Raw genomic sequence first — 20,013 nt, 5'->3', positions numbered from 1 at the left:
TCAATAAATATGTAATTCCTTATTTTAATAGCTCTTTTTTGTTTTAACCATGTTATACCAATCTATTCCAGCGTGTGAAGATTCAGATAGCCCCTCGTTGACAAAGCCGAGCTTTTCATAAAAAGCAATTAACTCCTGTTTACATGTTAGCGTAATACCTTGACGCCCATTTTGCTCATTCAGCTCTTCCATTTTTTTAATTAACATGCTTGCAATGCCTTGATTTCTTGCGTGCCTTGTTACGGCTACCCCTAATACACTTTGATAGCCACCCTTTGGTGGATTTTTGACAATTTTCTTAAACAAATCATCTGTAATGTAAGGCTGTGAAATGACAGGACCATTAATATAGCCCGCTATTTTCCCATCGCTTTCTGCCACAATAAAAGTATCCGCAATAAGCTGAATTCTCTCGATAAATGCCTCTTTTGTAGCTGCTTCCTCGCTAGAGAAGCCCTCATTTTCAATTCCTATTAGCTGCTCTAAATCTGCCATTTCTACATGTCTTAATGTAACCATCCTGTACCTCTCTCCATTTTTAACTTGATTAGTACTTATCATACGTGCCTTTGTATCTGCATTCAATGTGCAATTTTGGACAATGTATTCAGATATTTAATTTGAAATCGTTTCACAGCCGTTGAATGCTGCAAACCTTTGAAGGCAATGATTCAAGACTTTTTGCATGGCCTGTGTTGGCTTTATGTCATCCTCATACCAAATATTTTTAACGGCAAGCGTTTTGGTTTTACGTTCCACAACAATCTCGGCACGTCCGATAAAGCGTTCCCCATACAATAGAGGCAATACGTAGTAGCTAAATTTTCGTTTGCTTGCTGGTGTGTAGATTTCCCACGTATAATCGAAGCCAAATAATGCATTAATAAGCTTTCTATCCCACATCAAATTATCCAATGGAGCAATTAGCTCACAGCGTGGCTTTAAGGCTGGCTTCTGCAAAATGCTTTCAATAAGTGGTAAATCCTCCGCAAGACAGTATAACAAATCCTTCGTTTGCTCTACAGTAACAGCTAAAATACGTCCCTCTTGTAATAGCTGCTGGAAAACCTCATTGCGCTGTGTTGCCTTTAATCCACGTATGTTTAGCCATGCATCAGATGCACGATTCCATAAAAGTCCAACAGCTCCGATTCGACGCAGTACCCGCCATTTATAATGTGCAAGCTCGTTTTCCAAAGGCTCTGGTGCATCCAGCAAGCTTGACTGTATGTACTTTGTGGCGCTATCGTAATATTTCCGTGTTCCTTTTTTATGATGAATAATCAATTCGCCAGTTGAATACATCTGCTCTAGCACAGAGCGTGATACATTGTTACCACCGCTCCAGTGAATGACCGATTGCCATGAGAAATTGCCAGCCAATTTTAAATCATCTGAGCTGATAGCCCCATGCTGTTCGATATGCGTGCGTACTTGTGCTGTCAATGCCTCCATTTCAGGATAGCGCTCACCATGTTGACGTGCTGCTTGTCTGTAACGCTCAAAATAAGGCCAATCCTCCACAACAATAATCGCTAAATTTTTATCGGGATAATCGACAAGGCGTCGATCCTTATACAGCAATTCAGCAAGCAGTTCCTTCGTAAACCCTTTAATGCGCGATTGTAGCACTAATTCGGCATTTTTTCCGCAGACATCGATCGGGTCGTATTGAATACAGCTGACTTGTTTGGCAAAATCCATAATTCCTTCCTTTCCATTAAATTTATATTCACCTAACAGCCCATGCTTCAATAGTAAAAATTGACGTGCTTGCTTGTTCGTTAATTGAATCATGCACACATCTGCCTTTCTCATTTAGTTTTCCTTTATCATATAAAACATTTAGACAAAAGAAAAGAATAAAATAAGAACTTGCGTTTGCTTTTTGCTGATGACATTAAAAAACGAGAAATAGTTCCAGTTTTTTCTAAAAAAATTAGTCATATAGAATTAATTTTACTTATTTGATGTTATTTATGTATATTGCATATTTCGTTTTTCTTTTGTTTATGGGAGAATGTTATAAATTATTGTGAGTAAATTAGCTGTTTTCTCATAATAAAAAAGGAGGGGGATTTATAATGAGCGTAGGGAAAAAATTGAATGCTTCTTTTATTATTTTTATTCTATTGCTAGCGATTTCTGTTGGCAGTAACTATATGAATTTAAATAAGATTGAGCAGCGAACAACAGAAGCAATGGATTCACGTTTAGAGCAAATGCTTTCTATTAAAGAAATTCGTTTTGGGGTGGCGGTACAGGAGGTTTACATTCGCGCGATGATTGAAAATCCATCGCAAGAAAATAAAGCAACGCTTTTACAGTTTGTTGATAAACTAAAGTCTGATATTGCTACTTTAAAGACTTATTTAGCAGCAGAGCAAATGAAGGAATGGTGGGAGCAGCTTGATGCTTCTAATCAAGAGTTTAATACCGTTTTACCTAGGTTTATAGAAGCGGTTGAAAAGAATGATAGAGAACAAGCGATGGTGCTGCTTAATACAGCGATTTCAAAGACAAATTTAGCGACATTCGCTGTGACAACGGAAATGGAAAACTATCAAATGGGGCAGATGGATGAAATTAAAGATGCTACAGTCTCAGCGATTACAATGGCTCACATTATTTCGCTTGTTGTTTTAGCAATTAGTGTCATGATTGGTATCGGGCTAATGATTTACATACGTCGAACAATTACCAATCCATTACATAGCATTATGGATAGTGCGACGGTTATTAGTGAAGGAAATCTTTCTGGAGCAGATATAGCGATTGCTTCCAAGGATGAGCTAGGACAACTTGGCAATATTTTTAATATTATGAAAAACAATTTACGTAGCTTAATTGCCAATGTTCAATCGAATGCAGAGCAACTGAGTGCTTCCGCTCAGCAGCTTTCAGCAAGTGGTGAGGAAATGACTTCTACAACAGAGGAAGTCACGAGACAAGTAACTGATACAGCAGAAACGACACAGGTGTCAACACGTGCAGCCAATGAAAGTGCATTAGCGATGGGAGAAACAGCACAGGGTGTTCAACGGATTGCAGAGGCTTCTCAAACACTGCATTCGTCTTCACTTAATGCAAGCGGTGTAGCGACTAACGGTACGCAAATTGTTGAACATGCTAGTCAGCAAATGCAAGTGATTAGTGCAACAACCTCGACAGTGAATGAGCTAGTACAGAAGCTAGCTAAACAAACAGAGGAAATTGAAAGTATTACACAGGTCATTACAGCTATTACAGAACAAACGAATTTGCTCGCACTAAATGCGGCAATTGAAGCAGCACGTGCTGGAGAGGCGGGAAAAGGCTTTGCCGTAGTTGCTGATGAAGTACGTAAATTAGCAGAGGAATCGAAGACATCTGCCAATCATATAGTCGAGCTAACAATGGAGATTAAACAGGATACAGGAGATGTTGAACGAGCGGTAGCAAGCTCACTTGCTTCTGTAAAAGATGGTGTAGAGGTCATTACAAAAGCTGGTGAATCGTTCCAAGCAATTGTAGGGGCAGTAAGTGATATGACTTATCAAATTCAGGACATATCCGCAACAGCCGAGCAATTATCTGCAAGCACAGAGCAAGTTGCTGCTTCTGTAACGGAAATTGCCTCTGGTGCTGAAAGAACGTCTAGCAATATTGATATGGTAGCTGCGGCAATGGAGGAACAGGCAGCTACAATGAATGAAGTATCACATGTAGCCATCACTTTAAGTGAAAATGCGCAAGAACTGCAAGCGGAAATCCAAAAATTTAAAGTGTAGCAATAGATGAATGTCTGAAAAGTGTGCTCTAAATACGCCACTTTTCAGACATTTTTTGTAAAATAGATTTACTGTGTTATAGTAGTTGAAACATTGAAATCAACTTGTAAATTAGGATAATAAGTCGTTCGCCAATTTTTTAATTCCTTGTAAGGAATGAACTGTCGAAATTGTTGACCGAAGCCAAAAATGTCTGTATGCGCCTCTTGTAATCGCTGCAACAGCGTGTGGAATCTTTGTTCGAGACGCTGTTGCAGCTGTTGTTGAATATGTTTATCTGAAATATCTTGCTTTTTTTCTAAAATACGCATTGTTAAATGTAAGTCCACTGATAGAACAGGGCGCTTATTTTTCATTGTTGCATGCTTCTTTACAGAGCTATTGATAATATGAATATCAGCAGACTCAAGACTTTCTACCGTACCACCCTCGTTTTTATTTTGTACCATATTGAGCAACAGGCTTTCTGCTGTACTAATTCTTTCCATCTTCTCGCCCTTACGAAAAACATCTAAGCCCTCAAATGTGAGCACCGTGTCCTTTCCGGCACTAGCAACTGGAATCGCAAGGTCTTGTGTATGGAAAAAGAGGCTTTGATATGCTTTCCAAATAGGTATGCTAAAAATTTCTGGAGCCCAGTCATAGCCTTTATTGAAATAATCATAGATAGAGGATGTTTGAATGCCTAATTTTTGGTTAATGTCTTTTAATAAATCCTCAACGTTCTCATCTGTAATGGCCAATAATGCCCTTGAAGGAATCTCCTTGGCGTTCATGACAAAATGGATTAATTTTTGCATCGCCTGCTGTTCCTTTGCTAAATTACTTTGAATAAAAATGAGCTGTGTTTGTGAGTAATCGATGACATCCTCTGCATCGAGCTGAACTTGCTCCAGTGCACTTCCAATGCTATTTGCCTTGACAGTGACAGTTCTTGAAGCCTCATTGACATTTTGGGGAATAGGCATCTGCAATGTAATTGTATAGGCTTCATCATTTTCTTTTGAAATGGCGACGATTAAAGGGAAGAAGCGTTTATTAATATCTTTAATATCCCAACAGCCAGCAAGTAAAAGAACTGGTATCAACAGCAGACATAACCTTTTAATTTTCATGCTTTACACCACCTCTTTTTGATGCGAATCCGTAAATAAAAATAGTTAGCGGAATAATGGCCATAAAGAAAGCTTGTATACCTACACCCCATAGAAAGTATTTTTCAGCTACAGCTTGATTTGGTAATAGCAATGCTGCAATTAGTGAAAACGTGGTAAAGATTATAATCCAAAAAGAATTTTTCCTTTTCGACTTTGGAAGAAGGCTTTGCATAATTTGCCCAATCATCCATAGCATGACGGCACTTGCTAGTATGACGAAGCCGATTAATGTAATACCTAAAAACATCGTTTGGCGATTGAACACAAACCATCCAATGTTGATGGAATCCGTTGCTTCCAATAAAGGATGGGGCATTGTGACAACCGTTTCATGCCCAAATATAAGAAGCGGGATATAAATAAAAGATAATAAAATGACTATGACACCAATGCTCGCTATCATAAATGGTGGAAATGTTAAAGGCTTGTCATTCGTAATAAACCCTAAAAATAAAAAGGAGGAGAAGCCGATAAGAGTCAGAAATTTTGGATTCAATAAAAAAGCGATAGAAACATGTTTATCTGATGCAATGTTATATACATCATAATTGACAAATGATGAAAAGGTGTTCAACAAAATAATGAATAGAATAAGTAATACAATAAAAATGGCAGAGCGTAAAATCGTGTCAAAGCCTTTTATGGCTGTATAAGCTGAGATGAATAGCAGCAATAGTAAAATCGACCAATAAGGCGTTCGAGGTAAAAAAATTGATAAAATGGTTTCTGTGTGCATGCGTACACTAAATGTGATAAGGGCTATAAGATTGAGCGCAAAGGGGAAGAGAAATAACAGCGTCATCCATTTGCCCATCTTTGAATAAATATCCAGCAATGTATGCTGAGGAAAGCGCTTCAACCCTTTAATGTATAGCCATACTAAAATTAATTGGATAAAGCCTTGACTTAACACGACAAGCCAATGAGTCGTGTCGGTTAACGAATAAATAATACTTGGATAGAGCAAGTAGCCATAGCTTAAAGAAACAATGATGAAAACCGCTACAATTTGGAGTTGCTTTGTCATGTTTCATCACCTTTTTGTCCTAGACGAAATGTGAGATAAGGAATTTCATTGGAGGTTAAGCTTGCTAAATAGATAATAGTAAGCACGAAGCCTGTACATATGCCTAAAATACCAAAAACAGATGCCAACAATAAAATAGGGTATTTCAGTAACCGTAAGTATAAGGAATTTTGCATACCAACAACTGCAGAGCTTGCGATGACAACAGCCGTAATTGTAATAATTAATAAATTGCTGACTAATTCTGCCTCTACCATGGATTGTCCTAAAATAATCCCACCTACCATTGTCACAGCAGGTCCTACGCTTTTAGGTAACCTGACAACACCCTCCAATATTAAATCCACCAATATGACCATTACAATTGTTTCGAGAAAGGCTGAAAGAGGAACTCCCTCTCTACTTTGAATAACAAACAGTGCCAAATCTGTTTTAAACAGCTCAGGATTTACTGATACTAAAGCAACATACAATGCAGGAAGAAGCAAAGTTGCTAAAATGCCGATAATCCGTAAAGCGCGTAGCATAACAGTTAGCGCAAAAGTAAGATTGCGATCATTTGCACTACTGACCATGTCTCCAACAAGATTTGGATAGATAAGTGCAAAAGGAAATTGATCTAAAAAAAATACAATGCGGTTGTTTTTTAAAGCATCAACAGCTTGTATTGGAAGCTCTGTTGCAGAAAAGTGGCTGACAGGACTCCATCTACGATGACCGAATTGGTTATTTAAATCGTCCAATGTCTCAATATCGCGCTGAACCGTTGTTAGCTGCTGCTCCACCTTGTTAATTAGCTCAGGAGATGCACGGCCTTTAACATAAAGCATATAAATTTTACGCTTATTTAATTGACCTACTTCATAAGAGTCAAGGCAGAGACGCTCTGTGTTAAGCCTTTTGCGAATCATACCAACATTTATATCGAGATGATTGCCAAAGGCGTCGATTGAAGCTTGCACAGGGCTTTCGTTTTTTGACTCACTAATATCGCTTCCGAGCTTTTGAGGAAAAGCTTCAACAACCGCATTTCTCGTGGCATCTTTAGAAAGGATGATGATAGAGCCTGTCAATATTGCTTTTATCAGCTGTTCATCAGGGACATTTAATTCATTGCTAATATTAGTAAAAAATGCTTTTATTGAAATAGATGAAGCAGCTATTTGTTGAATATATAATTTTGATTTCGTTACATCTACAAGCGTAGTAAAACCAATTACATAAACAATCGTATTATCAATCAGCTCTTCCTCTATAAAAAAATCGTGATGATTGGAAAATTTATTTGTGAGTTCATTCACTATATTTGTCATAGAGCCTTCTCCTTATTTAAATCAACAATAAAATAATTATTGGCAATAAGCGGTTATTTTATGCAAATGCTGAAATAGGTGGGCAGAACCAATGTAGGATATTTTGCTTCCTAGACAGCCTTATCGACAAGGAAAATATGGTATCATAATAGTGCTATTGGCAAAGTCTATATAGTAAAAGAGGGGATAAAATGACAAAACAATATATCGTAATAGGCGCAGGCATTTTAGGTGCCTCGACTGCCCTTCATTTAGCTTTAAATAAGGCACAGGTAACAGTTATTGATCGTAATGACGCGGGCCAGGCGACAAATGTAGCAGCAGGCATTATTAGCCCATGGCTTTCACAGCGCCGCAATAAAGCATGGTATTTTTTAGCGAAAAACGGTGCAGCGTACTATCCGCAGCTTATCGAAAAATTAGCTGAGCTAGGTGAATTCGATACAGGCTATGCACAAGTAGGTGCATTGCATATTCATTCAGAGGAAAAGCGCATTGAGCAAATTTTAGCATTGGCGGATAAGCGTAAAGCTGAAGCACCTGAAATTGGTGGAACGAGAAAGCTGTCAGCTGAAGAAATAACGAAAATGTTCCCCTACATAACAGAGCCAATGCATGCTGCGTATGCAAGCGGTGGTGCACGGGTTGATGGACGAAAAGTAACGCAAGCAATGAAAAATGCAGCTATTAAGCTAGATGCAAAATATATTGAAGGTGATGCTGCCTTACAAGTGGAGGATGGCAAAGTGATCGGTGTAATGGTCAACGGTATCGTCATTGAAGCAGATGAAATCATTGTGACAACAGGTGCATGGGGCAATGAAACATTGCAGCCGCTCAAGCTCGATATGCAGGTGAAGCCGCAGAAGGCACAAATTTTAGAGCTGCAACTAGATAACGAAAAAACGGAGCATTTACCTGTTGTCATGGCACCTTCCACTTTATACATGCTGGCATTTGAAGAGGGGAGATTGATGGTAGGCACGACGCATGAGGATGATAAAGGCTTTGATATGCGCCCGACGATTGGTGCGGCACATGAAATGGCAGAAAAAGCCTTTCAAATAGCCCCTGATTTGCGAGAAGCACAGTTAAGTGAGTTAAAAGTAGGCTTTCGTCCTGTTGTGCCAAATGCCATCCCTGTCATTGGGCGCTTGCCGCAATTTTCGAATGTGCTTGTAGCAAATGGCTTAGGCTCAAGTGGCTTAACGGTTGGTCCATATTTAGGTAAGGAATTAGCAGCACTGGCACAAGGGCTAGTGACTGAAATCAATGTAGACAATTATCGGTTAACGGATGTGATACGACATGAAAAGTAAGCCAATTTATGTTGAAATCGAGATGGATACATCGATGGAGCAATTATGGGAATATACGCAAAATCCGGAACTGCATGCAAAGTGGGATTTGCGTTTTTCTGAAATCCATTATAAAGACAAGGAAACACCAGATGCATCACAATTGTTTACATATAAAACGAAAGTAGGCTCGCTTTTCACTGTAGAAGGCTGGGGTGAAAGCAAAGGCACACATCATAAAAAAAATGGGTCAAGAACTTCCTCGTTGCATTTTGGGACGGAGAAAAAAATTTCACCGATTGCAGAGGGAAAAGGGTACTGGCAATACGTGCCGAATGGAGAAACGCTGACTTTTCTAACACAATACGATTATCAGGTGCGCTTCGGTGCAGTAGGCAGAGCCTTTGATATATTATTTCGCCCATTGATGGGCTGGGCGACAGCACTCAGCTTTGATGTATTGCGAAGATGGCTAAATACAGGAGAGCCACCAAGCATACAATATCGTCGCTTCTTTTTATCAGTATTGTTGTCACTGACGTTTTTCTTTATTTGGTGTTATCAAGGACTTGTACCGAAGCTTATTGGGCTACATCCAGAGGAAGTAGCACTTTTTACTGCGGTCAGTGGTATTGGCGGGGGGATGGCACAATGGGCTGTACGTTTGGTTGGTGTAGCTGAAATATTATTCGGCATAATTTGGCTATTGCCATTTAATAAAAGCCACCTGTATATGATGCAACTTGTCTTGTTTCCAATTTTAACGATTAGCACAGGCTTGACAAGCAGTGAAACATTAATAGGTCCGTTTAATGTGATTTCGTTAAATGGCGCATTGATTGCTTTATCGATTGTCGGTTATCTCTGCCAGCAAAATTGCCCTACAGCGAAAAGCTGCAAAAGGAGGAGAGAGGCATGATTTATGAAAAGCTATTAGGGGAAAGCTTTCAGCGGCTCCATCCGAAATTGCAGGAACGCTATGCACTACCTTTGAATGAGCCGTTTCAGGCAACTGGTATGATGCAAACGATTGAAACAGGCTCAAATCTATTACATCCTTTTTATCGATTGGCGACGAAGTTTCATTTTTTGTTTCCAGAATCGGGACGCAATGTGCCGTTTACGCTTCGCAATGTTTGTAAGCAAATGGATAATGGAGATTACGAAGTAGAGTGGGAGCGTGCCTTTTATTTTGGAGATAAGGTGCGTCGCTTTGATGCGTTAATGACCGTTGATACAGAGCGGCATATTGTAAAGGATTATTTAGGCACACCTGCCTTGTTTTATTCGGATTTGCATTTTTCTGTGACGAAGGAAGGGCGCTTGTTGATTCGCTCAGGCTTACAGCGCTTTGTTGCGAAGAAGTTTGAAATGAAGATACCTCCCTGTTTAGAGGGGAGAGTCATTGTTGAAGAGGGCTATGATGATGCATTGCAGGTGTATACGATTCATGTTTCCATCATGAATCCGCTAGTAGGGAGGCTGATGTTGTATGCTGGGCAATTTACGCCAGTCGATTAATCCGTTATCGCTATTTGGTCTGCTTCTTTTTGCCGTTGTTGTGATTGGGGCGGATAGGGCTCATTTTTTCTTGTATTTAACGCTTGCACAGCTCGTATTTGTGCCGGCGATTGTGCAGGGCATCGTGAAATTAACGAAGGGGCAGCAAAGCCTTGTAGCACTTGGTCAACTCAGTGTAGCAATGCTAGCTTTTACGACAAATAAAACGGTGATGCTTGTAGGAGCCGCGCTTTATTTGCTAGCAACAGCGATGATTAGCTGGCTAGGTTTTCGTCGTTTTTTACAGCGTGGCTTTACTAATACAGCAGAAATCGCCATTGATATCGGGCTTATATATTTAGTTGTTGGTGGTATGTGGTTTTTTGCTTATACGGTTGGTATTGATACAGGCTTCACACCTTTAATTACATGGCTAACTGCGATTCATTTTCATTATTCGGCTTTTCTGCTTTGTATTTCAGTTGGGCTGCTTGGACGTTTAACAGGAGGTACTTTATATAAGCTTGTTGTGGCGGTGATTGTGTCAGGGCCAATATGGATGGCGATTGGCATTACACTGTCAACAGTTATTGAAATGCTGTCAGCGCTGCTTTATATTTTGGCGATTTATTTGCTGCTGTTTCTTGTAATACGTACAAAGCTTTCTTTGTGGCAGGGGATTTTTATTCGTCTCTCCATTGCAGCAATATGTTTCTCTATTCTGTGGTCTGTTTTATATGCGTATGGTAATTTTACAGGACATATGATTGTTGATATTCCAAATATGTTGCAGTTTCATGGCTTTGTTAATTGCTATTTCTTCGGTATTTTTACGGTGCTCGGATGGCTGCTACATATCCCTGCAACGAGGCAGGGCGCTTTTCAATTTCCGATTAGCCAAATTCGAGGAAAGCTAGTAAATGAGGGAGCTGTACATAAAGGCTTAGTCGAGAAGCTAGATGATTTTGTGGAGACGATAAATTTACATCCAGCTATTGCGCATTTTTACGAGCAGACAACCGCCTACCGGTTATTTGCGCAGGTGCGTTGGGCGTGGTGGTTTTTACCCTTCGCCTTTATTTATAAAGGCTTGAGCAGGTGGGTTCAGCAAATTAATTTGCCATTGAGTAAAACGAAAACAGAAATGACAGGGCGTATTGTGCTCGTGGATGAAAAGGTGGATGGGCGAACATTTCCACGAGCATGGATTCGCACAGTGAAGGGACGTCGTGTCTTCACAGCGATTTATTCTCAGCATACATCTGATCAAACCTATATGAATATTGCGTTGCCATTGCCCTATTCAACGATGATTGGGATTTTAGCATTGTATGAGGAGCAAGGAAAGCTACATTTAACGAGTCGTAATGGCGCAGATGCGGGTGTTTATTTAGCGATAGGCTCTGCTGTCATGAAACTACCATTACAGGAGCGTTTCACAATTACAGCAATTTCCGCAACACAATTACTAGCAGCACATCAAATGACGTTATTTGGCTTGCTTTTTTTGCATATTGATTATGAGATTGAGCGAGAAATTTAATTTTCCTTTAATTACTATATTGGCTTAACACTATTACGCGATATTTACCAACCAAACACGCAGCAAATCTTAACAATCTTCTATCGCTCTGTCTATTATTTAAACGAGCTAGAAGATCGAGCAACAAGTATTGAGTATTTTGAAACGATGATTCGTTATTTAATGGGGGCAGTCAAGCAATTGTCGAAAGACGATATGAAGCATATCTTACAAGAAGTAGAGAAACAATTTCCAGAGGGGAGTGACTTAACGATGACATTGGCAGATAGCTTACGAGAGGAAGGACTACAACAAGGCTTGCAGCAAGGGCTGCAACAAGGAAAAACAGAGACGATGGCACAAGTTGTTCAGCAATTATTGTTCCGAAAATTCGGCAAGCTACCAGAGGATATTCAACAAAGCATTCTCCATGTAGATTCTGTAGCTTTGCAAATATTGGTAGGGGATATTTTCACGATTGAAAGTTTGGATGATGTGCGAAAATATTTACAATAGCATTTGGGAAACAATAAAAAGTGTCTGAACGTATTGTAGTTCAGACACTTTTTATTGTTTATTACAAACCAATTAATTGCAATTCCCTCTGCACGAGTTCAAGCGGCACAAATAGACCGATACGTCCATGCTCCTTATGCTTTGTCGTAGCGAAGACGACACCAATTACTTGTCCGTCCTCAGTCAAAACAGGGCTACCGCTATTGCCTTTGTAAATCGGTGCTTGTAGCATCATGACAGGCTCCTGCCAATCATCAAGCTGCAAGGGCTCTAGCACGGTTCCTTCATTGGCAATACCGGTGAAATAAAGAGGGTTGCCAATGACATAGACATGCTGCTTATTTGGCTGAAAAGTATTGGCTAATGGAAGATACGGTAGCCCCTCCTCGGTCTCCACCTTTAAAATAGCTAAATCGACTTCAGGGTTGCTTGCAATGACATGTGCTTTATATAAGCCGTTGTCAGGGAAAACAGCGGTAAGCGCTAGCGCATCATCAATGACATGTGCATTTGTCAAAATATAGCCGTCTGCTGAAATAGCGAAGCCTGTACCTTTACTGTTTTCGGATGAAATTTCAACAATAGCTTTTTTGTATTGCTGAATATCTTCCTGCTGTGACAGCTTTGTTGATACTTTAATAAATTCAATTGCAGGAATCGAATAAATTTGAAAAATGATAGCAAATGTATTAAATAATAAGGCGAATGCCATAATATAAACGGCGAAGCGAATGATTGGACGCTGTTGTCGTTTTTTCGGTTGGCCATTGAGACGACGCTGCCGTTCTTCCTCTAACGCCTTTTCCTGTTCAGCTAGCACAAGCTCCAAAAATTCTTCCTCTGTTAAAGGCTCCTCCTGAGGCTGTTGTTGCTTATCCATTTAGCTCCTCCTCCTTTACGATAACACAATTAAGTCATAAGCGAGTTGAGCGATTAAAATTACTGTAATAATACGCAATAGCTGACTAGCAAGCTTATTGCTTACTTTGCGTGAAAGCAATAAACCGATTTGCGCACCAATAATTGCACCAGCCATTAATGATAATGTTTCCATCCATAAAATTTGCCCAGTTACTATGTATGTAATTGCCGCACCAAAGCAAGTAGCAAAAACACCGACTCTTCCTAATACGACAGCCTTCATATAGCTTAGTCCAGCACTGGCATAAATATATAATAGCAATGTTCCACTACCAGGTCCAAACATCCCATCATAAATGCCAACACCAATTAACAGTGCGCGTGTACGATGCTTTAGCTCAAGGACGACCTTTTCACCAAAATTTGTTCGGCCTAAAAAAGAGAGAATGAAGGCAAAAATAAGTAAGCATAATGCAATCATTGTTAACACTTTACTCGGTAATAGGGAGGCAATTAATCCTCCAAGCAAGCCGCCGCTAAAGCATAATATAGCTATTGGACGAGCTTCTGCCAAAGTCACTTCTTTATGACGCAGAGCCGAATAAAAGTTGGATAATGCACTAACTGCGCTCGCAACTTTATTAGCACCAATTGCAGAGTGAACAGGCATTCCAATCAACAGCATAGTTGGTAATGTGATAAGTCCGCCACCACCTGCTAGTGTACCAATAATATTTCCTAGAAAACCAATTAAAAATAATAATGTTAACAAAAAATCGCCTTCTTTCTATATACTCAACTTTACATTATTTTTTGAATTTTTAAAATGTATTTTGCGAATGTGTCTAAAATGTGACGAATTATACTTGTGACTTTGTGAAAATTTTCATAATTTTGCAGTGAAAATGAATCGTGTATATTTTCACAAAAAAGTAGCCTGTCTGAATAGTGCTAGAAAATGTAAGCGCTATTTTATTGCTATGTTAAAAAACTAATTTTTAGCCATTTATTATTTGTGAAACATTGAGCAATCCATTGCTATATATGGCTTTAAATATATTTTTCAAACGGGTGGGAAATTATTATTGACATCATATTTTGCAGGCGATATGATACGTAACTATAAAGAAAATTCAGATAACTAAAAGGAGATATGCGAATGGATGTTATGCAAAGAGCGTTACAATTACATGAGGAATATTGTGGGAAGATGGAAATCAAAGCACGAGTGCCGCTTGCGGATGCCTATGATTTAAGCTTAGCTTATTCACCTGGTGTAGCAGCACCTTGTATTGAGATTGAAAAAAATCCATCTCTTGTTTATGACTATACAATAAAGGGTAATTTTGTAGCCATTGTCACAGATGGGACAGCGGTGCTTGGACTCGGCGACATAGGACCTGAAGCTGCATTACCTGTAATGGAGGGCAAGGCATTATTATTAAAGCGCTTTGCCAATGTGGATGCTGTACCAATTTGCTTAAATACAAAAAATGTGGATGAGATTGTGCAAACAGTAAAGCATCTTGTGCCAACATTTGGCGGGATTAATTTAGAAGATATTTCGGCACCGCGCTGCTTTGAAATTGAGGATCGACTGCGTGCTGAGTGTGGAATTCCTGTCTTTCATGATGACCAGCATGGCACAGCGATTGTCGTTGCCGCAGGGCTGATGAATGCGCTGAAAATTGTGCACAAGGAATCAAGTGAGGTCAAGGTCGTGATTAACGGGGCAGGGGCAGCAGGGATTGCCATTTTGCGTATTCTAGTGCAAATGGGCTTTACGAATATATTTATGTGTGATACGACAGGTATTATTTATAAAGGACGAAAAGAGGGCATGAATGCGATGAAAGAGAGCATTGCCCATTTAACAAATAGCGGATTGCAGCATGGGCAGCTTGCGGATGCGTTAGTAGGGGCGGATGTCTTTATCGGCGTGTCTGTTGCCAATTTATTAACAGAGGCACATATTACTTCGATGAATGCTGACCCGATTGTTTTTGCTTTAGCGAACCCAAACCCAGAAATTACCTATGAAAATGCCAAAGCATGGGGTGTGCGTGTAATGGGCACAGGGCGTTCTGACTATCCGAATCAAATTAATAATGTGCTGGCGTTTCCAGGCGTATTTCGTGGTGCATTAGATGTAAGAGCAACGGACATTAATGAGACGATGAAGTTGGCTGCGGTAGAGGCGATTGCTTCATTAATAACAGAGTCGGAGCTGCATGAGGAATATATCGTACCGAAGGCATTGGATGAGCGCGTTGTAGGTGTTGTCGCAAAGGCGGTTGGCAGCGCTGCAATTGATACAGGTGTATCAGATTTGTTTCAGCAGCCAATAACAGTATACGAATAGCAATAACTATCCGAAAAGCAGCGCTTTAAGCTACTTTTCGGATATATTTTATGCATTCATCGCTTCTGTTAATTTTTCAAGCTCGTCAACTAAGCTACCAATATAGGCAATTGTGTTGCGTAGCGGCTCCTCAGTTGTAATATCCACACCCGCCATTTTTGCAAGCTCAACAGGCGTTTTTGCGCCACCTTGTTTTAACATGTCGAGCCAATCTGTGACAGCTGTTTCACCTTCCGCTAAAATGCGCTGTGATGCTTCTGTTGCAATTGTTAAACCAGCAGAGTATGTGTATGGATATAAGCCTTTGTAATAATGCAGCTGACGCATCCATGTTAATTCAGCACCTTCTGTAATTTCAACCGTATCGCCCCAAAATTCCTCGATAACGCTACGCTTTAATTCATTTAGCTTAGCCGCATTGACAGTACCTCCTGCATCAACAATTTCATACACTTTGCGCTGATACGCAGCTTCTAATAAATGTGTCACGAATTGATGATAATATGTGCGCGATACCATTTTCGCAATGACCCAGCGTTTAAAGCGCGCATCCGTGGCATTTTGCAATAAATGATGTGCCATTAGCATTTCATTCATCGTCGAAGGTGCTTCAATAAAGTACATCGATGGGCGTGCATCGAAAATATTTTGATGCGTGTTTGCTAAATAGAAATGTCCAGCATGACCAAGCTCATGCGCTAAAACGAATACTTGCTTCATACGGCTCGTCCAAGAAATTAATACATATGGATGGTAGCCATATGGGCTTGAACAAAAGGCGCCATTCGATTTGCCGATATTTTGTGCAAAATCAATCCAACGCTCATCGAATGCACGGTCAAGCATTTGTGCGTAATCCTCACCTAAAACGCCAAGACCTTCTTTGACATATTGGCGTGCCTCTTCAATTGATACTTGTGGTTCGTAAGCTGGATCAAGTGAAATTTTTAAATCCGCATAGGTCATGTGCTCAATACCGTGCACCTTTTGTAGTAATTTAGCATAGCGACGCATATGCGGTGCCAGCTCCTGCATAATTAAATCGATTTGTCGGTCATATAATGTGCGATCCACTTCCTGCGATTGCAGCAAATAGTCAAACACAGATGTGTAGCCGCGCAAATCTGCCTCTGTTTTTTCACGTTGGATATGCGTGTTATATGTTTTCGCCATCGTATGCTGATAGTTGCGCAATTGCTGATGGAATGTCTCGAATGCAGCACGACGGAGTGCCAAATCATTTTCAAATTCCCAATCCCCTTCAAATGAATTGAAACTTAGCGGATAGCTTTTGCCATCTACCTCAAAGTCAGGGAATTGTAAATCAACTAGTTTCGTAATGTAGTAAAGCTCAAAGGCAGCACCGAATGTCGTGCCGAATGACGCTAATGCTTTTTCTGCATCTGGATGAAGCTGATGTGGCTTTTGACGCAATAGCTTATCAATAAAATGAGCATAGTGCGGTGCTAGCTGACCAGCCTGACGCAAAGTTGCTTCATCCAATTGTAAAAGCTCACTTTGAATGAAGGATAGCTGGGAGTTTAATGAAGCTGAAAGCTGTGATATTTTGGCAGAACGTAATTGTGATTCACTGTTCGTTTGATCCGTACTTTGTGCAAGAAAAGCAAATGTCGTAATTGGCATCATTTGCTCAAGGAATTTTTCATATGCAGCAATGACTGCCACTGCTTTGTCGGCATTGACAATATTTCCTGTATACGTCGCCTCTGTAGTGGAAGCATAAGCTTTGACATCTTCAATTGCCTGGTCAAATTGTTGCTCTGTGGCAAATAAATCATCTAAATTCCATGTTTCTGTGATATTGACTTCGCTGCGTTTAAGTGTTGTCATTATATAATAGCCCCCTAATTATTCCGCTGTACGAAATAAATTGTAGCATTATTTGCTGAATATTTCAAAAATTTTTATGGGGTATAATAGTTAAATGGAGGGAAGATAATGAAACAAAATAAATATGATAATGACAAATTTTTCGATATGTATGCACAAATGCCTCGCTCTGTAGATGGCTTAAAGGCGGCAGGGGAATGGCATATTTTAAAGGAGCTATTGCCCCCCTTTGCAAGAAAAACGGTGCTTGATTTAGGGTGTGGCTTCGGCTGGCATTGCCGCTATGCAGTGGAGCAAGGTGCAAACGCTGTAACGGGTATCGACTTATCTGAAAAAATGTTAAAGCAGGCACAGAAGCTTACAAATAGCGATGCGATTACATATTTGCAAATGCCGATTGAGGATATCGATTTTGCGGAGGAGCAATTTGATATCGTCATTAGCTCACTGGCGTTTCACTATGTTGAAGCATTTGATGTAGTTTGTAAAAAAATATTTAACGTTTTAAAAAAGGGTGGCTCCTTCGTTTTTTCAGTGGAGCATCCGATTTTCACTAGCCGTGCAGAGCAAGATTGGCATTACGATGAAAAGGGGCAACCTAGGCATTGGCCCGTCGACGATTATCACTTAGAGGGTCTACGTCAAACATCATTTTTAGCCGAGGATGTTGTTAAATATCATCGCACAGTATCAACCTATGTCAATACATTGATTGAGGCAGGATTTACAATTAAGACAATGAAGGAATCCTACCCATCAGAGGAAATGCTCGAAACGATGAAGGATGAGATGAGAAGACCAATGTTTTTATTGCTATCGGCTGAAAAACATTCATAAAAAAGAGGCTAGCGAGAAAATCTCAACATTCTCGCTAGCCTTTATTTAGATTAAATTTCGCCAAGCTCAGCTGTTAATTTTTCAAGCTCATCAATTAAGCTACCGATGTAAGCGATGGTGTTGCGCAATGGCTCCTCTGTTGTAATATCAACACCCGCCATTTTAGCAAGCTCAACAGGTGATTGTGTGCCACCAGCTTTTAGGACGTTAATCCAATCCGCTACAGCAGGCTCACCTTCTTCTAAAATACGCTTCGATACTTGTGTAGAAATCGTTAAGCCAGCAGAGTATGTGTATGGATATAGGCCCATGTAGTAGTGTGGCTGGCGCATCCATGTTAATTCAGCGCCATCTAAAATATCCACTGTATCGCCCCAGAATTGTTCTAGTACGCTACGTTTTAATTCATTTAGCTTCGGTGCATTGACAGAGCCACCAGCGTCGATAATATCGTACACTTTACGTTGATATGCTGCTTCTAATAAATGGGTCACGAAGTTATGGTAGTAAGTGCGTGACACGATTGTTGAGATGACCCAGCGTTTGAAGCGTGCATCGTTAGAATTTTGTAATAAATGATTCGCCATTAACATTTCATTCATCGTAGATGGTGCTTCGATGAAATATAGAGAAGGGCGTGCATTGTAAATGTTTTGGTTAGCATTCGCTAAATAGAAATGACCAGCATGACCTAGCTCATGAGCTAATACGAATACTTCGTTCATTTTGCTCGTCCAAGAAATTAAAATATATGGGTGGTAGCCAAATGGGCTAGAACAAAACGCGCCTGTTGATTTGCCCGCATTGTTCGCAAAGTCCGTCCAGCGCTCGTCAAATGAACGATCTAGCATTTCTGCATAGTCAGCGCCCATTACAGCTAAGCCTTCCTTCATATATTTGCGTGATTCATCAATTGTCACCTTTGGCTCATAAGATGGGTCAAGTGAAATTTTTAAATCAGCAAATGTCATTTGCTCAAGCTTATGCACCTTTTGCAATAATTTTGCGTATCGGCGCATATGTGGCGCCAACTCAGACATAATTAAGTCGATTTGACGGTCGTAAAGCGTGCGGTCCACTTCTTGTGATTGTAATAAATAGTCGAAAACAGAGCTATAGCCACGTAGGTTTGCCTCTGTTTTTTCTGTTTTTAAATGTGTATCGTATGTTTTAGCTGTTGTATGCTGATATTCGCGCAGCTTGCTATGGAATGCCTCAAATGCCGCATGGCGAACCTCTTTATCGTTTTCTGGCTCCCAATCACCTTCAAATAAGTTATAGCTAAGTGGGTAGCTTTCACCGTTTGCTTCAAAATTAGGGAACTGCATATCAACTAATTTTGTCGTATTGTACAGACCGTATGCTGCATCAAATGTTGTGCCGAAAGCTGCTAACGCTTTTTCAGCTTCAGGATGTAGCTGATATGGCTTTTGGCGCAATAGCTTACGAATATAGTTTGCATATTGTGGCGCTTTTTCGCTTGCCTCAACTAATACGCGCTCATCTAATTGTAATAGCTCGCTTTGGATAAATGATAATTGAGCACCGAGCGCAGAGTGGAATTGACCTACTTTCGCTGCGCGCATTTGTGCCTCGCTATCTGTTTGCTCAACGCTATGTGCAAGATTTGCGTATGTACCAATTGGAACTAATTTTTCATACAGTTTTTCATATGCAGCAATTACATTGACTGCGCTCTCTGTATCTACAATTTTTCCTTTATATGTTTCAGCGATTGCTGTAGCAACTTCCTTCGCTTCCACAATGGCATCTTCAAACTGCTGCTCTGTTGCAAATAAATCTGCTAAATTCCAAGTTTCTTCAATATTTACTTCACTACGTTTTAATGTTGACATAAAAAGCCTCCTCGTCATTCCGATATTCGAAATAAATTGTACCATCATTTACGAAATTGCGCAAAAATTATGACGGTATTGAGAAAAGAAGTAGGTTTCAATAGATTGGTTGAGCGAATTTATGTGCTGGATGGGCGAATTTA

17 protein-coding genes are annotated in these 20,013 nt (G+C 40.0%); 8 read left to right on the top strand and 9 right to left on the bottom strand.

Annotated features, from left to right (window positions below):
- Window positions 1-24: 24 nt before the first annotated feature.
- Complete coding sequence (locus R6U77_RS16200) at window positions 25-519, bottom strand: GNAT family N-acetyltransferase (RefSeq protein ID WP_319836453.1); 495 nt, start codon at window positions 517-519, stop codon at window positions 25-27.
- 96 nt (window positions 520-615) lie between these two features.
- A complete protein-coding gene (locus R6U77_RS16195; RefSeq protein WP_319838389.1) occupies window positions 616-1,797 on the bottom strand; it encodes a winged helix-turn-helix domain-containing protein in 1,182 nt (393 codons plus the stop codon).
- Between the two features lie 287 nt (window positions 1,798-2,084).
- Between R6U77_RS16195 and R6U77_RS16190 the strand changes: the two genes are divergently transcribed.
- Window positions 2,085-3,770 (top strand): methyl-accepting chemotaxis protein, encoded by a 1,686-nt coding sequence (locus R6U77_RS16190; protein ID WP_319836452.1) that lies wholly within the window; start codon window positions 2,085-2,087, stop codon window positions 3,768-3,770.
- A gap of 68 nt (window positions 3,771-3,838) precedes the next feature.
- Here the strand turns inward: R6U77_RS16190 and R6U77_RS16185 are convergent, their stop codons facing one another.
- From R6U77_RS16185 to R6U77_RS16175, 3 genes are read right to left on the bottom strand one after another with little or no spacing between them, the layout of a single operon-like run.
- A complete protein-coding gene (locus R6U77_RS16185) occupies window positions 3,839-4,885 on the bottom strand; it encodes a Ger(x)C family spore germination protein (RefSeq protein ID WP_319836451.1) in 1,047 nt (348 codons plus the stop codon).
- The gene (locus R6U77_RS16180; RefSeq protein ID WP_319836450.1) at window positions 4,875-5,954 is read right to left on the bottom strand and encodes a GerAB/ArcD/ProY family transporter; all 1,080 of its coding nucleotides are present in this window, start codon (window positions 5,952-5,954) and stop codon (window positions 4,875-4,877) included. Before R6U77_RS16180 ends, R6U77_RS16185 begins: the two co-directional genes overlap by 11 nt.
- Window positions 5,951-7,267, bottom strand: coding sequence for a spore germination protein (locus R6U77_RS16175; protein ID WP_319836449.1), 1,317 nt, complete (start codon window positions 7,265-7,267; stop codon window positions 5,951-5,953). Before R6U77_RS16175 ends, R6U77_RS16180 begins: the two co-directional genes overlap by 4 nt.
- Window positions 7,268-7,458: 191 nt before the next feature.
- Between R6U77_RS16175 and R6U77_RS16170 the strand changes: the two genes are divergently transcribed.
- From R6U77_RS16170 to R6U77_RS16150, 5 genes are all read left to right on the top strand, one after another.
- Window positions 7,459-8,586, top strand: a complete 1,128-nt coding sequence (locus R6U77_RS16170) for an NAD(P)/FAD-dependent oxidoreductase (RefSeq protein ID WP_319836448.1) — start codon at window positions 7,459-7,461, stop codon at window positions 8,584-8,586.
- The gene (locus R6U77_RS16165) at window positions 8,576-9,484 is read left to right on the top strand and encodes a DoxX-like family protein (RefSeq protein ID WP_319836447.1); all 909 of its coding nucleotides are present in this window, start codon (window positions 8,576-8,578) and stop codon (window positions 9,482-9,484) included. Before R6U77_RS16170 ends, R6U77_RS16165 begins: the two co-directional genes overlap by 11 nt.
- Window positions 9,481-10,086 carry a DUF4166 domain-containing protein gene (locus tag R6U77_RS16160; RefSeq protein WP_319836446.1) on the top strand — a complete coding sequence of 202 codons (606 nt, stop codon included), beginning with the start codon at window positions 9,481-9,483 and terminating at the stop codon, window positions 10,084-10,086. Before R6U77_RS16165 ends, R6U77_RS16160 begins: the two co-directional genes overlap by 4 nt.
- Window positions 10,058-11,608, top strand: coding sequence for a YndJ family protein (locus tag R6U77_RS16155; RefSeq protein WP_319836445.1), 1,551 nt, complete (start codon window positions 10,058-10,060; stop codon window positions 11,606-11,608). Before R6U77_RS16160 ends, R6U77_RS16155 begins: the two co-directional genes overlap by 29 nt.
- Before the next feature lie 147 nt (window positions 11,609-11,755).
- Window positions 11,756-12,103 (top strand): DUF4351 domain-containing protein, encoded by a 348-nt coding sequence (locus tag R6U77_RS16150; RefSeq protein ID WP_319836444.1) that lies wholly within the window; start codon window positions 11,756-11,758, stop codon window positions 12,101-12,103.
- A 61-nt stretch (window positions 12,104-12,164) separates the two neighbouring features.
- On the opposite strand, the gene R6U77_RS16145 is transcribed toward R6U77_RS16150, so the two are convergent.
- Both R6U77_RS16145 and R6U77_RS16140 read right to left on the bottom strand, forming a co-directional pair.
- A complete protein-coding gene (locus R6U77_RS16145; protein ID WP_319836443.1) occupies window positions 12,165-12,983 on the bottom strand; it encodes a S1C family serine protease in 819 nt (272 codons plus the stop codon).
- Window positions 12,984-12,998: 15 nt separating this feature from the next.
- Window positions 12,999-13,736 carry a sulfite exporter TauE/SafE family protein gene (locus R6U77_RS16140; RefSeq protein ID WP_319836442.1) on the bottom strand — a complete coding sequence of 246 codons (738 nt, stop codon included), beginning with the start codon at window positions 13,734-13,736 and terminating at the stop codon, window positions 12,999-13,001.
- Window positions 13,737-14,123: 387 nt separating this feature from the next.
- Between R6U77_RS16140 and R6U77_RS16135 the strand changes: the two genes are divergently transcribed.
- On the top strand, window positions 14,124-15,326 hold the full coding sequence (locus R6U77_RS16135; protein WP_319836441.1) for an NAD(P)-dependent malic enzyme: 1,203 nt from the start codon (window positions 14,124-14,126) through the stop codon (window positions 15,324-15,326).
- Between the two features lie 48 nt (window positions 15,327-15,374).
- Here R6U77_RS16135 and pepF (R6U77_RS16130) read toward each other — a convergent pair whose 3' ends face one another.
- Window positions 15,375-17,177, bottom strand: a complete 1,803-nt coding sequence (pepF, locus tag R6U77_RS16130) for an oligoendopeptidase F (protein WP_319836440.1) — start codon at window positions 17,175-17,177, stop codon at window positions 15,375-15,377.
- A gap of 108 nt (window positions 17,178-17,285) precedes the next feature.
- On the opposite strand from pepF (R6U77_RS16130), the gene R6U77_RS16125 reads away from it, so the two are divergent.
- On the top strand, window positions 17,286-18,014 hold the full coding sequence (locus R6U77_RS16125; protein WP_319836439.1) for a class I SAM-dependent methyltransferase: 729 nt from the start codon (window positions 17,286-17,288) through the stop codon (window positions 18,012-18,014).
- Window positions 18,015-18,064: 50 nt separating this feature from the next.
- On the opposite strand, the gene pepF (R6U77_RS16120) is transcribed toward R6U77_RS16125, so the two are convergent.
- Complete coding sequence (gene pepF, locus R6U77_RS16120) at window positions 18,065-19,870, bottom strand: oligoendopeptidase F (RefSeq protein WP_319836438.1); 1,806 nt, start codon at window positions 19,868-19,870, stop codon at window positions 18,065-18,067.
- Window positions 19,871-20,013: the final 143 nt, after the last annotated feature.

The organism is Lysinibacillus louembei (assembly GCF_033880585.1).
Lineage (GTDB): Bacteria > Bacillota > Bacilli > Bacillales_A > Planococcaceae > Metasolibacillus > Metasolibacillus louembei.
This window is presented reverse-complemented; position numbering and strand designations above follow the sequence as displayed.